The sequence below is a fragment of the Ruegeria sp. BB1 genome, assembly GCF_056539465.1.
In genome coordinates this window covers 50,779-65,797 of record NZ_JBQFVB010000013.1, presented here as the reverse complement: position 1 = coordinate 65,797, position 15,019 = coordinate 50,779, and the positions used below count along the sequence as shown (strand labels likewise).

Here is a 15,019-nt window from a genome sequence, read left to right as displayed (position 1 = left end):
TCTTCAGCCCTCAATCTCCCGTGCCAAGCCTTCAAACAACAAAGCAACAGCTTCAGCGCCGGGATCGTTATGTCCAACTAGGTTTTCTTCGGGAACATAGGCCGCGCGGCCCGCCTTCGCACGACGAATATTTGCGGTGTTGTTCGCGCCTTCGCGGGCAGCTTTGGCTGCATGCGTCAAACCAGATGGCAGCGCGGCAAGTGCTGGTGCCAGGGCGTCAATCATTGTCCTGTCACCGACCTTGGCACCCCCAACCTGGCTGACGCGATTCAGGCCTTCGACCAGAGACTTCGATACCGAAGCCCCGCTCGCACAAGCATCACCAGCTGCGTTGAAGAAAATTGCGAGTATCACGCCAGAAGAACCACCCATTGTCTGGCTTAACTCATTTCCTAATGCCGGAAACAGTTGCGTCAGATCAGCAAGCGGCATGCGGTCAAGGCTACCTTGCAATGCTCTTGCGGCCGTCGCCAATGTGCTTCCTGTATCGCCATCTCCGGATTTCGCGTCCAGCTCGTTCAGGTTCTTCTCTGCGTTGATGAGCAGTTCAGACAACCGGGTGATCGTTTCCCTTGTGGCGGGATTGTTCGAAGGAATTGGATCGATAGGAGTCAGCCCATCAGGCAGAGGTGCGACTTTTATCGGGTCGATAGAATTGACGCCGGGCCAAGCCGCCAGGTCAACAGGCGCTTTAAGCGCCGATAAATCGTCCTGATCTACCGTCAGAATGGAAACAGAAAATCCATGCATATCCAGCGATGTCATCATTGGGGCCGGGCCTATGATGTGATGGGCAATACCAGTTTCGGACAAGGCATGCGTGAGGACAGCCATTTCCAACGGCGTTGTAGAACCCAGGTTGTTGACCAACGCCACACAACCCCCGGACCCCACCCGTTGTTTCAGCTTCTCCACAACTGTGGACATGGCCGATACAGCATTTGAGAATTCGACTTGCTGTACACCGGGCTCGCCATGGATACCCAAGCCAAGCTCTGCTTTTCCGGGGGCGATCCTGTCTTCTTTCGGAGATCCCGGAACGGTACAGGTGTCCAGGCTCATACCGATGCTGACGACCTTGGCTATGGTGCGTCTTGCTGCGGCGGTGACGGTGTCCAGATCAGCACCACTTTCTGCAAGCGCTCCGGCTATTTTGTGCACGAACAACGTACCTGCCACGCCACGTGGTTGCGGAAGGTCGGGCAGGGCGATGTCATCATCAACGACGACCATCTCTACCTTGCGACCCAATGCACGGGCGCGTTCAGCCGCTAGTCCAAAGTTCAGCCGGTCACCGGTGTAATTCTTGACGATCAGCAGGCACCCAGCTTCACCCGTGACCGCAAGAATGCCCGCCAAAACCGCTTCGACTGATGGGGATGCAAAGACTTCCCCGCAGACCGCGGCCGTAAGCATACCAGCACCAACAAAGCCCGCATGGGCGGGTTCGTGGCCAGACCCTCCACCAGAAACCAAGGCGACTTTCGACCTGTCCCAATCCGACCGGTAGACAACCTTGATATGCGGGTATCCGTCCAATCGGGTAAGTTGCCCTCCGGAGGAGGCTAGAAGACCATCAATGGCCTCTGTCACCAGGGTTTCTTTTGTGTTGAGGAACTGGGCCATGCTTTTGCTCCTTAATTCACTCGCGCGCCGGACGCGTCAAAATACAATGGGTTGTGTGGGCGGATTTTTATAGATTTTCCAGATGGATAGTCCTGATGGACATCAATCAAGGTCACAACCGGGTGACCGTTTAAGTCCAGGTGCAACCGCGTTTGATCCCCAAGATGTTCAGCGCGTATCACACGCGCTTCACTGCCTTCGCCTTCAATGATGTTTTCCGGGCGCAGGCCAATCTGCGGGCCTTTGTGATCGCCTCCGAACAACTCGGACGGCAAGATGTTGATCCGAGGCAGACCCAACCGGCTGGCTACGTAAACACTGCCCGGGTTTTCATAAATGTCCCGGGGTGTTCCGTACTGCACCAACCGGCCGTTTTCCAAAACCCCGATATGTGTCGCCATTGTCATGGCTTCGACCTGATCATGGGTCACGTACAGCAAAGTCGATCCCAGATCTGCCTGAATTCTCTTCAGTTCTACCCGCAAATCCGCCCGTAGCTTGGCGTCCAGAGAGCTGAGCGGTTCGTCCATCAGATATATCTGGGGGTCGCGCACAAGCGCCCGTCCAATTGAAACGCGCTGCATTTCACCGCCAGACAATTCAGTGGCTTTGTTGTCCATTTTGTGCGGGATCTGGAGGATCTCAGCGACTTCGTTTACCTTCCTCGTGATCTCATCCTCTGGTGTTTTCAGGATCGGCGACCGCAGAGGGAAAGACAGGTTTTCCCGCACTGTCATATGCGGGTACAGCGAGTATTGCTGGAAGACCATTGCTACATCGCGCTGAGCGGGAGTGTCTATTCCAACGTCACGCCCGGCGATGCGCACTGTTCCTGAGTCCAGTTTCTCAAGCCCTGAAATCAATCTCAGTGTTGTTGTTTTTCCCGCGCCAGTCGGACCCAACAACACCACAAAGGCACCGTTGGGGATCGTCATTGAGATATCATCCACCGCTGTGACGTTGCCGAATGACTTCGAGATGTTCTCCAAAACGACTTCAGCCATTGCTTAGTACCTCGTCGTTCAGAGCGGACCTCAACGCGCGCCCGGTAGATTTTTCAAACAAAGTTACTGCGGGGGAGCGGAACTCCAATCCCACTGTCTCACCGGGACTGACGACCTCGCGTGCATCAATGCGGGCTTTCAGTTCTCCGTTCGGACTTTGCAATGTTACGATCTGGGTGGTTCCAAGGTATTCTGCGGCCAGAACCTTGGCCCTGTATTCGCTCGCATCCGACAGAAAAACATGTTCGGGGCGAACGCCAAAAACCAAGTCACCTTCCGCCCCTTCCATCAATCTCGGTACGGCTTCGTCATGGCCGTTCAGTCGAACCGTTTCCGAGCCGGGTTCGACCTTTCCCTGAAACGGCAGGAAGTTCATCGAAGGAGACCCGATAAAATCCGCCACAAACATCGTCGCCGGTTTGTCGTAGATTTCCTGAGGTGTGCCAAATTGCTCGATCACAGCATTATTCATCACCACGATCTTGTCGCCCATTTGCATGGCTTCCAGCTGATCATGCGTGACGTACACAGTGGTCGCCCCCATGCGATCATGAAGCGCACGCAACTCTTCGGCCATGTGTTCCCGAAACTCAGCATCCAAGGCACCAAGGGGTTCGTCCATCATGAACGCCTTGGGCTCCCGAACAATCGCGCGACCCAGCGCTACGCGCTGTCTATCGCCACCTGAAAGTCCACCCACTGGGCTATCGAGTATGTCGTTGATCCCCAGAATTCCCGCGACTTCCTCTACTTTGGCTTTGACAGCAGCACGCGGCATGCCCTGCGATATCAGGGGGTAGCTGATATTCTTGCGCACGTTCATGTGGGGATACAGCGCGAACATCTGGAACACGAAGGCAATGTCCCGTTCTGATGGCGGCCGCTGGCTGATCTCTTCACCGTCCAGATAGATTTCACCCGACGTTGGAAGCTCCAACCCTGCAATCATCCGCAGTGTCGTCGTCTTTCCGCAGCCAGATGGCCCGAGCAGCATGAAAAACTCACCATCCTCAATCGTGAACGAGCTTTCGCGGACAGCCGTGAAGTCGCCGAACATCTTCTTTACGTTTTTGACTACGATCTGGGCCATTTCTACTCCGAGAAATGGCTGACGATGATGAACATGACGGTTCCGATCAGCGTGACGATGAAAGAGTAGGTGAAGGCCCAAAGGACAAAGGGCTGCATCAGCATAAAGACACCCAGTGCGATAAGGATGGTTGCGACCATCTCCCATGGGCCGCGGCGGAGCCGCATCAATCCGGTTAGAAAGTCGCTCATTTGCGCACGGCTCCGAATGTGATCCCACGCAGCAAATGTTTGCGCATCAGGATGGTGAAAATCATGACGGGGATGAGGAAGATCGTTGCACCGGCCGCCACGGCAGGCCAGTCCAGACCGCCGATACCGATAATGGTCGGGATGAACGGTGGTGCAGTCTGTGCGTTCGCGGATGTCAGCAGCACGGCAAACGCGTACTCATTCCAGGCGAAGATCAGGCAAAAGATTGCTGTTGAGGCTATGCCGGTCGCGGCTTGCGGCAGCACCACTTTGTAGAATGCCTGAAACCTCGTGTAGCCATCTATGAGGGCGGCCTCTTCGTACTCTCTTGGGATTTCGTCGATGAAACCCTTCAGCAACCAGACCGCCAGGGAAATATTCACACCCGTATACAGCAGGATCATTCCCAGATGCGTGTCGCTCAGCCCAAGGTTTCTGAACATCAGGAAGATTGGGATGGCAACAGCGACCGGGGGCATCATCCTTGTACTGAGGATGAAGAACAGCAGGTCGTCCTTTAGTGGGACTTTGAACCTGCTGAACGCGTAGGCGGCCAGCGTGCCAAGAAAGATACTCAAGAACGTCGAGCCGAATCCGATGATAACTGAATTCATAAAGCGCTCACCGAATTTGGATGGTCCGACAATCACCATGTCGTATTGGCGCACGATCTCATCGGCCCAGTTCTGCGGTGGGTTCGCTTCCAGAAATTCCTGCGTCTGCCGCGTGCGTGTGGTGAAGAGATTGACGTAGCCTTCAAGCGTTGGGTCAAAGACAACCTTGGGCGGGTAGCTGATCGCATCGGCTGGAGACTTGAAGCCAGTTAGCAAAATCCAAACCAGCGGGATCATCGTGATCAGCGCGTAAGTAATAACCAAGAAGCCTGCGATCCACTTGGACCGGTTCGAAGGTTCAGTGACGGAAAAATTACTCATCTCTGTTTCACCTTGTTCAGGGCTTTGACGTAGATCGACGCAAGGCCGAACACGGTGACGAAAAGGATGATCGCATAGGCCGAGGCATAGCCCGTACGCCACTTTTCAAAAGCCTCCCGCTTGAGATTGATTGAAGTGAGTTCCGTAACAGAACCGGGCCCTCCACCGGTTAGCTGAACCACTAGGTCGAACATCTTGAAGTTCTCGATCCCTCTAAACAGCACGGCCAGCATCAGGAACGGCAACACCATCGGGATGGTGATCGTAAAGAACTGCCGCAGCTTACTGGCTCGGTCGATCTCAGCTGCCTCGTAGATGTAGTCGGGAATGCTGCGCAGACCGGCCAGACAGATCAGCATCACGAAGGGGGTCCACATCCAGGTGTCGACAATCACGATTGCCCACGGGGCCAACGTGACCGATCCCAGCATTTCAAAGCTCGATGGGTCCTTGCCGGTAAACCAGGACACGATGTAGTTAAACAGGCCGATTTGAGGTTGATACAGGAACTTCCAGAAGTTCCCGACGACTGCAGGAGACAGCATCATTGGCAGCACGATAATCGTGGTCCAAAGATCGTTGCCCTTAAATTTCTTGTTGATCAACCATGCCAGAGAAAACCCGATCAGGACCTGGAAAAAAATTGTCCAGAACAGGAAATGCGCCGTCGCCTGCATATTCAGCCATGTGTCCGAGTCTGTCAGGATACGCTCGTAATTCCTGAGCCCGACATCTTTGACTTCACGCCCGATCCGGTTGGCCTTGTAGTTGGTAAAGCTTAGTTGGATGGTCCAGATCAACGGAAAGATGTTGATCGCCAGCAATAAGAAAATCGTTGGTGAGATGAATATCCAGGCGATCGCGCGGTCGGATAACCCTCGGATTTTTCGCGCAACTCGCTCGGGCGTTGCCTGCGCAACGCGATCTACGGTCCTGTCAGACATCTCTTTGCCAGTTCTTTTTGGTTTCGGACACACGGGTGAAGGTGGAGCGGGATAGCACCCGCTCCTAGCTGCCTCCAGACTACAGCTTGCCTTCGTCTTCGAAGACTTCCGTCCAATCTTCGATCAGAAGATCTAGCGCTTCTTGAGCTGTGCCTTGGTCGGCAACCACGTAGTCGTGGATGCGCTTCTGCATTGCCAGCAGCAGTTCCGCATAGGCGGGCTCTTGCCAGAAATCCTGAACTCCAGCCATTGCTTCCAGAAAGTCACCGGCAAACGGTTGGCTGTCTACGAAACCAGGATCTTCCAGAACCGAGTTATGTGCCGAATAGCCTCCAAGTTCCCACCATTTGGCCTGAACTTCCGGCTGTGCAAACCACTTAATGTACTCAAGTGCGGCGTCCTGTTTGTCAGAGTAGCTGACGACAGAAATACCTTGTCCGCCGAGTGTCGAGCCTGGCTGATTTTGTGGTGGGTTCACGAAGAAGTCGATCTTGTCACCGCCTGTATTGGGATCGGCATATAGACCAGGGAAGAACGCAAACCAGTTCATAGCCATAGCGACCTGACCGGACTTAAATGCATCCAAGCTCTCACCCATGTAGGAGTTGGTATATCCAGGAGGTGTCGCCGTTTTGTAGAATTCTTTATAGAACTCCAGCGCCTCAACCGCTTCCGGTGAGTTTACGGCGCCTTCCATGTCATATGAGCCCGGGGTGTTTTCGTATTTGAAGCCCCAAGGATACAGTGCTCCGGTCACACCCATGGTGATCCCTTCCGAGCCGCGCTCGGTAAAGATTGCTGCCCCATAGACGGTCTTGCCGTCGATCTCACGACCTTGGAAGAACTGCGCGATCTGCAATAGTTCTTTTTGAGACTCGGGCTCGCGTAAATCCTGACCAGTTGCTTCTTTGTATGCGGCTTGGATTTCAGGGTTTTCGAACCAATCCTTGCGATAGAACCAGCCATTTGCGTCACCCATCGCAGGCAGCGCGTAGTAATTTGGTGTACCCTTGGGCCAGGTTGAATAAGCGTAAACTGTGGCAGGTGCGAAGTCGTCCATGCTGATGCCTTCAGCGTCGAAAAAGTCGTTCAGTTGGACATAATGACCGTTTTCGGCGCCGCCGCCGATCCATTGGCTGTCACCAATCAGCAGGTCGCAGAGCTTACCCCCAGAGTTCAGTTCATTCAGCATCCGGTCCGCAAAATTTGGCCAGGGAACAAATTCGAAGTTCATCGAGTGGCCGGATTCTGCTTCGAATTCTTTTGATAGCTCAACAAGCGCGTTGGCCGGGTCCCATGCAGCCCAACAGAGTGTCAGATCTTCAGCATTTGCCTTGGTAGAAAGAGTAGTAGCGGCAAAGACTATTGCGCTGGCCGAGGCCAGTTTTGTGTAAGTCATCCATTCCTCCCTTTTTTGCGCCGTCAATCGAGGATGTGCGAATCGCGGCATACATCCAAGGCTATTTGAGGTACGCACCTCAAGTCCAGATATTTTTGAGGTTCGTACCTCAAGAGACCAGCTGAGATCGTAAATTTTGTCTCTTAGCTATTGATTCCTAAAGAAATTGTTCTTTGAACTTGATGCGCATGTATTTTTGGCAGCGAAGTATTGAATGGTCATATCGACTTAAATGGGCGCAGCCGTCATGCGGCCAACAGGTTCAGCGAACCCGCATCTGAAGCGTTCACAGATTATTTGGTCGATACCTTTGAGAATTCGAGATAGCGTCAAACAGCGCGAAAAACTCGGGACCGTGCATAACTCTTTTTGGTTAGGTGTTGACGTATGAGCAATCTCTCCATCGTCCGATTGAACCGCTACCCCATAAAAGGCTTGAGTTCCGAGCCTATGCGAACTGTGACGCTGCGAGCAGGAGAGGGCATTCCGGGCGATCGCCTGTTCGGATTTGCTCGCTACAACTCCGGTTTCGACATGCAGAACCCAATGCCACTGCCGAAAGATCGTTTTGTCGTTTTGTTGAACGAGGCTGCACTGGCAGGCATTCAGACCGGTTTTGAAATTGAATCCCAGTCACTTGAGATCAATGCGAACGGAAAGACACGACGCTTTGATATGCGAGAGTCTCAAGATCGGGAGAAGGCGGCAGAATTCCTTTCTTCTGAGATCGATTTAAAAGATCCAGAGCTTCCAAAGTTTGTTTCTTCTACTCCTCATAGGTTTACAGATGTATCTGTCGTATCGCCGCAAATGATGAACGCGATATCCGTTTTGAATCTGGCCTCTGTGAAAAAGTTGAGCGAACAACTGAACGCAGAAATTCACCCGGCGCGCTTCCGAGCGAATATTGAGATAGACGGAATACCTTCGTTTGCTGAGCTGGATGCAGTTGGATCAGTTTTAAGATTTGGCGATGTAGAATTGAAGATACTCTCACGTACGAAAAGGTGTGCAGCAACTGAAGTGAATCCGAAAACGGCCGAGCGCGACTTAAAAGTACCCTACCTTATTCGGAAATTGATGGGCCATATGGATATGGGCGTCTATGTCGAAGTGGTTAGTGGTGGAACGCTAACGGTCGGTCAAACCGGGGAAATACTCGCTTAAACCTTGCCTCCTGCCAAAGTGGCTTTTCTAAGAGGTTTGAGCCATGTTCGGTCAGACGATTAAACTCAACTCTTGCTCTGACTTTCTTTTGGCTATCCGGGGTATCGAAGGACGTCGAGTTCGAGCGTTCTGATCCAGAAACGATTGGAAGGCACTCCTTTGACGGAGCCTTGACAAGATTTCTGTTTCAAATAATTTTAGTCATTAAAATATTTAGTCAGGTGGTGCTCAATGTATCTGGGCTTAGATTTGGGAACGTCAGGTCTCCGCGGGATTCTGGTAGATGACTCAGGACACGTTGTCGGTGATGCCGAAGTCAGCATTTCCACCTCGACGCCCAAGCCTGGCTGGTCTGAGCAGGATCCTTTGGATTGGACCAACGCTTGCGACGAGGTTGTTGGGAAGCTTCGCGTCGGCAACCAGCAAGCATTCTCAAAATTGCGAGGTATTGGCCTAAGCGGACACATGCACGGCGCTACACTACTGGATTCTGATGGCGAAATATTGAGGCCCTGTATTCTTTGGAACGATACACGGTCAGCTGATGAGGCGAGGATACTGGATCAATCGCCAGAGATGCGCGCAATATCGGGAAACATCGTATTCCCCGGGTTTACGGCGCCGAAACTCGAGTGGTTGCGCAGCCACGAGCCGGATGTGTTTTCAAAGGTAGACAAGGTGCTGCTGCCGAAAGATTATTTGCGGTTTTGGCTTACTGGCGAATATATCTCAGACATGTCTGACAGCGCAGGAACATCCTGGCTTGACGTTGACACTCGGCAGTGGTCCGAAAGGGCGCTGGCCATAGGTCACATGCGTGTCGAGCAGATGCCGCGCTTGGTCGAAGGTAGTGATCCGGGTGGAGAGTTGAAGGTCCGTTTGAGGCAGGAGTGGGGGCTTTCGAATCCGGTTGTCGTGGCTGGAGGTGCTGGCGACAATGCTGCCGCAGCTTGCGGGATCGGGAGCATCAACGACGGCATCGGTTTTGTCTCACTCGGAACGTCTGGCGTGTTGCTTGTTGCGCGGGAAGCCTTTGCTCCTGATCCGGAAACAGCCGTACACTGTTTTTGTCATGCGGTTCCTGATCGGTGGATACAAATGGGTGTCATGCTTTCTGCAACGAACAGCATGAACTGGCTTGCTCGCAATCTAGGCGAACCCGTGGAAAGACTTGCTGCAGCTATGCCAGGAGAATTAAATGGACCTTCTGCGATCACCTTCCTGCCATATCTGTCAGGAGAACGGACGCCGCATAACAATAGCCATATTCGAGGCGCGTTTTTGGGCGTGGACATCTCGTCGGAATCCGCTGAGTTGACCCAGTCCGTAATGGAGGGTGTTTCTTTCGGAATGAGAGATTGCCTGGAAGCACTGAAGAGCACCGGAACCCAGCCAAATAGCCTTATGGCAGTTGGAGGAGGTGCGCGATCTCGGTTCTGGCTGGAAACCTTGGCTACTGTTTTGCAAGTTCCGCTGGAATTGCCAAAAGGCAGCGAATTCGGTGCCGCAATGGGCGCTGCACGACTCGCGATATGTGCTGCCAACGGCGTTGAACCGGCGCAAGTCATGACGCCGCCGGAAATTCAGGAACGCATTGAACCACGCGGCGATCTGATTGACGCCTACGAAAACGAATACCGGAGATACAAGCAATTCTATCAGGCGCTTGCGCCGCTGGCAGTAAGATGAAACCAGAAACGGGTAAAGCCTCTGGCATTGAAAATGCTATTCTCATCGATGGAAACATGCGTGTTTCGATCCTGAACTATGGGGCTATTACGCAGGGTTGGTGGTACAAGGACGTCCCGCTCATCCTTGGGTTCGAGGACCCAAATGAGTATCTCGCCGATACGCGTTACCTGGGCGCTATTGTTGGGCGCGTTGCCAACCGGATCAGAGGCGCGACGTTTGAATTGGATGGTGCCAGTTTTGAACTGAACGCCAATGAGGGCAAAAACACCCTGCATGGCGGCGACGATGGGCTGTCTAAACAGTTCTGGGAATTCGAACAGATTGCACAGAATGAGGCCCTGTTGAGTTACGTTTCTCGCGATGGGGAGAGCGGCTTTCCAGGGGAAATCAGGTTCGAGGTCAGGATCTGCCTACAGGGTTCACGCTTGGTCTATTCAGTAGCTGCACAACCTGACCGGCCGACGCCGATAAGCATTGCGCAACACAACTACTACACTTTGGGTGCCGCAGAAGGCGTAGACCAGCATACGCTTAAACTAACTTCAAATCGGTATCTGGACATCGACGATCAGGGTAATCCGTCGGGCAGAGTGCTTGCGACCAACGAAAACGGGTTGGATTTTTCAACGCCCAATATGATTGGAAGTGTGCCTGATGGGATTGATCACTATTTCTGCTTTGATCATGATCGCTGCCCAAAGGCTCCGGTGGCGGAACTCACTTCACCCTCTGGCCTTGCGTTGACAGTCTACTCTGACCAGCCCGGAGCACAGGTTTATTCGGGTTATGAGCTGACGAAACCACGTCGCGCTTCGCGTGGTGTGTGTATCGAGCCATCGGGTTATCCCAACGCACCGAATATCTCTTCGTTTCCCTCAATAATCTATACTCCGGAGAACCCGTATCGGCAGGAACTTATTCTAGAAGTTTCTAAGGAATGACATGAGAGCAGTTTCGCTATTCTTGATTATAGGCTCAACAATCTCAATGGTGGACGGTGCGCGTGCCCAATCGCTTGGTCCTTTGCCAGAGTTCCTCGATCCTGACTTTGTAAGTGCTGAGCTGGGGCGTTTGCTGTTCTATGACCCGATTTTGTCTGGCAACAAGAATATCAGCTGCGCGACCTGTCATCATCCCAGGCTTGGCACGTCCGACGGTGTTTCCCTTGGTATAGGGGAAGGGGGAATTGGGTTGGGTCCAGAGCGGACATTGGACCCAGAGAATACCCCGGAACAACGTATTCCTCGAAACTCACCGGGGCTTTGGAATCTTGGAGCCACTGAGTTCACGACGTTTTTTCATGATGGGCGACTAGAGGTAGACACAACGCAACCTGATGGTATCAGAACCCCGTTGGGTACTCATATGCGGTCTGGTTTCAAGTCCGCGCTGGCCGCACAGGCGATGTTCCCGGTTTTGTCGCCAGACGAAATGGCGGGTCACTATTCTGAGAATGACGTGAGCAAAGCGGTTCGCCTCGGATTTCTGACACAGCAAGGCGGTGCGTGGGATTTGATTGCAGAACGTGTTGCGGCCATTCCAGAGTACGAGCAGAGGTTTGAGGACTTAGCGCCGGATGATGAAATTACGTTCACGGCAATTGCCAACGTAATCGCGGACTTTATCGCGTTCGAGTGGCGCGCGGATAACAGCCTCTTCGATCGCGCGATGCGAGGTGAGGCTGAATTGCCAGAAGAGGCCGAAGTTGGCATGGGCCTGTTCTACGGAAAAGCTGGCTGCAGCAACTGCCATTCGGGCTGGTTTCAGACCGATCACAAGTTTCATTCGATTGCACTGCCGCAGATCGGTCCGGGAAAGGCGGCGCGATTTGAAAACCATGTCAGGGACGATGGGCGTCTTCGCGTAACCGGCGATTCCGAAGACGCGTTTGCTTTTCGTACGCCATCTCTGCGCAACGTGACCCTGACTGCGCCATACGGACACAACGGAGCCTATGCTGAACTTGAGGACATAGTACGCCATCATCTGGACCCGGTGGCGTCCTTGCGAAACTACTCGATCGAGATGGCCACCTTGCCGGACTTCCCCGGCTCTGACGACCAAAGGGCAATGTCGGATAATCAGCACTTGGGTGCGATTGCCCAAAGCAACAGCTTGTCGAAAGTAAGCCTGACGGATCAGGAAATCGACGCTCTTCTCAGATTTCTGGCAAGCCTTGAAGACCCGGCAGAGCGGTTAGGTGTGCCCGACCAAGTTCCAAGTGGGTTACCGGTTGAAAAGTAATCAGCGGTGAAGACGTATGATTTGGTTGGGCTGATAGTCCAACCACTCGTCTTTCGAACCATCCGGCCAGATCATACGAACCTGCACCTGGTCCTCACTCCCGAGCCCAAAATGCTGAAACCCAGCGATGCCACCAGCGTGACCGCCGCCGATTGTTAGCTCTCGGGTCTGAACACCCAGCGAGGTTTTGACTTCAACAAATCCACCAATCGCTACGTGATTGGATTGATCCTGAGTGACATCCAGCAATAGCCAGTTGCCACCTTGAGAAGTGTTCTGGCTGACTTCTAGCTCAGAACCTCGGTTGACGACCACCAGATCCAGCTTCCCATCGTTGTTCAGGTCAGCAATCGCCGCACCACGAGACTTAGCCATCGAGGCAGCACCGGCATCTGCTGCAGCTTCAATAAACTGTCCGTCGGAGTTCTGTAGTAGTAGGTTATTGGGGTCGTTCAGAGCTGCATCGGGCATCTGTTCTACGTTTCCCTTGGCCACGAATATATCGTCCCGGCCGTCGTTGTTGACGTCGCCAAACTGTGCGTGCCACCCGGTGGATGGCCTTCCGTCTCCGCCGATATGCGGTCTATGAGCGGTCGTACCCTTTTCGTAAGTCGCATCGAGCCAGGTCGGGCCGTTTGTCACTGGGTCAAAAATCTGGAGTTTCTGGTCACCCATCGAGGTCAGATAAACTTCGGGAAATCCGTCTCCTGTAAGGTCGCGAGAGGCGATCCCCATTCCCCAGATCGAAAATGGAAGCCAGCCTTCGTCTTCCGAGTATTGCCGAGGCTCGGGTTCCATCGCCCATAACTGCTCGTGACCGCCACGAACATAGTAGTGACGGTCGTTGCTGACGCGAAGATCAGCGCGGCCAGTTCGGGCCCAGTCCGAAAACAAAATAGAAAGTGAGCAGTAGCCGGGTTCAAGATGCAATGGCTCGTGATACAAGTCGCCTTCTGGGCGGTACAAAAGGATTGGCCCGCAGGATTCAAAAGGACCTTCGGGATCAAATCGATCAACATAAGTGCCAAACGCCAAGGTCGGTAAAGTTTGCCCGCTTTCCCATGTTGCCGAGAAGCCTGTGGTCCAGTGATCCTCGGACTGAAACCTGAGTTCAGTGAAAGGGCTGAATTGGCAGTCGGTATCGCCCCGAAGAAGCAGGTCTGGGCCAACACGCAAAATCGCCAAATCCACTATGCCGTCGCTATCAACGTCGAGAGGGTAGGCGCCGGTCACACCGGCCAGCGAAAGATCTTCAGGCGTCTTTGCCTGAAATGCTATCTGTTCCTTCGAGGTATTGATGAACAGTTGAGACCGGTTGGAACCGCCAGCCAAAAAGAGTTCTGGCAGCGAGTCCCCATTGCAATCGAAAACGGCCACACCACCGCCGACAAAATGCTCCCACCCGCCATCATAGACATGTTTTGGTACATCCACATTTGTAAACTGGGGAATAACAGTGTCCGCATTCGCAACTGTGCCCAAAGTCGCAAATATCGCAAACTCAAGACGCATTCGCCGTCAGCTCCTTGACCTTGAGAATTGAGATTTGTTCAATTCCATAGGCTGCCGCCCCCTTGGCCCACATCATGTCACCCCAGTGATGAACTTTGATCTGGGGCAAAGGTGCATCGACATTCACAACGCCGTTTTGAATGCGGGTCATAACTTCGTTGGAACACAAATGCTCAAAGCTCATTTGTGCCCCCGAGACGATAATGCACTCTGGGTCATACAAGTTGATCAGGTTGGAAATCCCGAGGCCAAACATCTGACCTGCGCGGGCAAGCACTGATGAAGCTCTGTCGTCACCTGAGTTGGCGCGGTCATGTATGTCGGAAACGGTTTCCATGTCGTTGGTATGACCGGTGACTGTCATCTCGCGGATCAAAGCATAGTCGCCCACATAGGCTTCTAGACATCCGCGTTGACCGCATTGGCAAAGGGCTCCGTCAAGTTGAACTTTGGTATGCCCAAACTCAGCGCCGCAGCCTCGTTCTCCACGGTATAGTTTGCCATCCAATACGATGCCAAGGCCAACACCGTGTTCGATCGTAACAACGAGGAAGTTCTTTAATCCCTTACACAAGCCAAAAAGCTGTTCGGCCTTGGCGACAAGATTGGCGTCGTTGTCGACGAATGCGGGGCAGGGCAGCTCATTTGAAAGCAAGTGGCTGAAATCAATATTTCTCTCAGTAATTGAGGATGACCAGTGGACAAAATTCTTGTTTGCATCGACCAGTCCAGCCACCCCGATAGAAACACCTGCCAAATGAGCGACAGTACGATCGATCTGACTGCAGGTTTCTTCAAGAGCTTCGCGGATCGCCGAAACAAATACTTGCGGCGACATTCTGGCGTGATCCAGAGCATATTTATGGGATGCGACTTCGTTACCTTCAAAGTCGACCAAGATAACGGAGATTACTTGCCGAGCCACCTTGAGGCCGGCCACAAGGTGCATCTGGCCGTCCAATTGCAGCAATACTCTGGGTCTGCCTCTCTTCCCCGACTTTGACTGTGCTTGGCTTTCAGTCTCCTTCACCAGCCCGGCCGAGATGAGATCAGCCGTGGCGGCGGTGACAGTCGCAGGGCTGGTTTGCAAGGCGGATGCAATATCGATCCGTGAGACGGACCCCTTGGCTCTGATGTGCTCCAATACCCGTAAGCGGGTCGTATTTCTTTGTTCCAAAGAAACCGGAGAGGCTTTGCTTTTCAGCATCTTGTCCT

General features: G+C 53.2%; 13 protein-coding genes. 4 read left to right on the top strand and 9 right to left on the bottom strand.

From position 1 onward, the window contains the following. Positions 1–3: 3 nt before the first annotated feature. From ACR0AL_RS20155 to ACR0AL_RS20125, 7 genes are all read right to left on the bottom strand, one after another. Positions 4–1,626 carry a dihydroxyacetone kinase subunit DhaK gene (locus ACR0AL_RS20155; protein WP_170351998.1) on the bottom strand — a complete coding sequence of 541 codons (1,623 nt, stop codon included), beginning with the start codon at positions 1,624–1,626 and terminating at the stop codon, positions 4–6. An 11-nt stretch (positions 1,627–1,637) separates the two neighbouring features. Beyond that, positions 1,638–2,630 (bottom strand): ABC transporter ATP-binding protein, encoded by a 993-nt coding sequence (locus tag ACR0AL_RS20150; RefSeq protein WP_480664424.1) that lies wholly within the window; start codon positions 2,628–2,630, stop codon positions 1,638–1,640. Further along, complete coding sequence (locus ACR0AL_RS20145) at positions 2,623–3,720, bottom strand: ABC transporter ATP-binding protein (protein ID WP_170351996.1); 1,098 nt, start codon at positions 3,718–3,720, stop codon at positions 2,623–2,625. Before ACR0AL_RS20145 ends, ACR0AL_RS20150 begins: the two co-directional genes overlap by 8 nt. 2 nt (positions 3,721–3,722) lie before the next feature. Beyond that, positions 3,723–3,911, bottom strand: coding sequence for a hypothetical protein (locus ACR0AL_RS20140; protein WP_480664422.1), 189 nt, complete (start codon positions 3,909–3,911; stop codon positions 3,723–3,725). Beyond that, positions 3,908–4,846, bottom strand: a complete 939-nt coding sequence (locus ACR0AL_RS20135; protein WP_170351995.1) for a carbohydrate ABC transporter permease — start codon at positions 4,844–4,846, stop codon at positions 3,908–3,910. The genes ACR0AL_RS20140 and ACR0AL_RS20135 overlap by 4 nt, the downstream gene beginning before the upstream one ends. Beyond that, a complete protein-coding gene (locus tag ACR0AL_RS20130) occupies positions 4,843–5,790 on the bottom strand; it encodes a carbohydrate ABC transporter permease (protein WP_480664420.1) in 948 nt (315 codons plus the stop codon). Before ACR0AL_RS20130 ends, ACR0AL_RS20135 begins: the two co-directional genes overlap by 4 nt. A 79-nt stretch (positions 5,791–5,869) precedes the next feature. Next, complete coding sequence (locus tag ACR0AL_RS20125; protein ID WP_170351994.1) at positions 5,870–7,189, bottom strand: ABC transporter substrate-binding protein; 1,320 nt, start codon at positions 7,187–7,189, stop codon at positions 5,870–5,872. A gap of 387 nt (positions 7,190–7,576) precedes the next feature. Here ACR0AL_RS20125 and ACR0AL_RS20120 point away from each other — a divergent pair, with 387 nt between their 5' ends. From ACR0AL_RS20120 to ACR0AL_RS20105, 4 genes are all read left to right on the top strand, one after another. Beyond that, complete coding sequence (locus ACR0AL_RS20120; RefSeq protein WP_480664418.1) at positions 7,577–8,356, top strand: MOSC domain-containing protein; 780 nt, start codon at positions 7,577–7,579, stop codon at positions 8,354–8,356. 231 nt (positions 8,357–8,587) lie between these two features. After that, complete coding sequence (gene xylB, locus ACR0AL_RS20115) at positions 8,588–10,045, top strand: xylulokinase (RefSeq protein WP_480664416.1); 1,458 nt, start codon at positions 8,588–8,590, stop codon at positions 10,043–10,045. Then, positions 10,042–10,989, top strand: coding sequence for an aldose epimerase family protein (locus ACR0AL_RS20110; RefSeq protein ID WP_480664414.1), 948 nt, complete (start codon positions 10,042–10,044; stop codon positions 10,987–10,989). Before xylB ends, ACR0AL_RS20110 begins: the two co-directional genes overlap by 4 nt. Before the next feature lies 1 nt (position 10,990). Beyond that, entirely contained in the window at positions 10,991–12,292 is a 1,302-nt protein-coding gene (locus ACR0AL_RS20105) for a cytochrome-c peroxidase (RefSeq protein ID WP_480649267.1), read from the top strand. Here the strand turns inward: ACR0AL_RS20105 and ACR0AL_RS20100 are convergent, their stop codons facing one another. After that, positions 12,293–13,804 carry a CRTAC1 family protein gene (locus tag ACR0AL_RS20100; RefSeq protein WP_480649265.1) on the bottom strand — a complete coding sequence of 504 codons (1,512 nt, stop codon included), beginning with the start codon at positions 13,802–13,804 and terminating at the stop codon, positions 12,293–12,295. Then, positions 13,794–15,011, bottom strand: a complete 1,218-nt coding sequence (locus ACR0AL_RS20095) for an ROK family protein (protein WP_480637876.1) — start codon at positions 15,009–15,011, stop codon at positions 13,794–13,796. Before ACR0AL_RS20095 ends, ACR0AL_RS20100 begins: the two co-directional genes overlap by 11 nt. Positions 15,012–15,019: the final 8 nt, after the last annotated feature.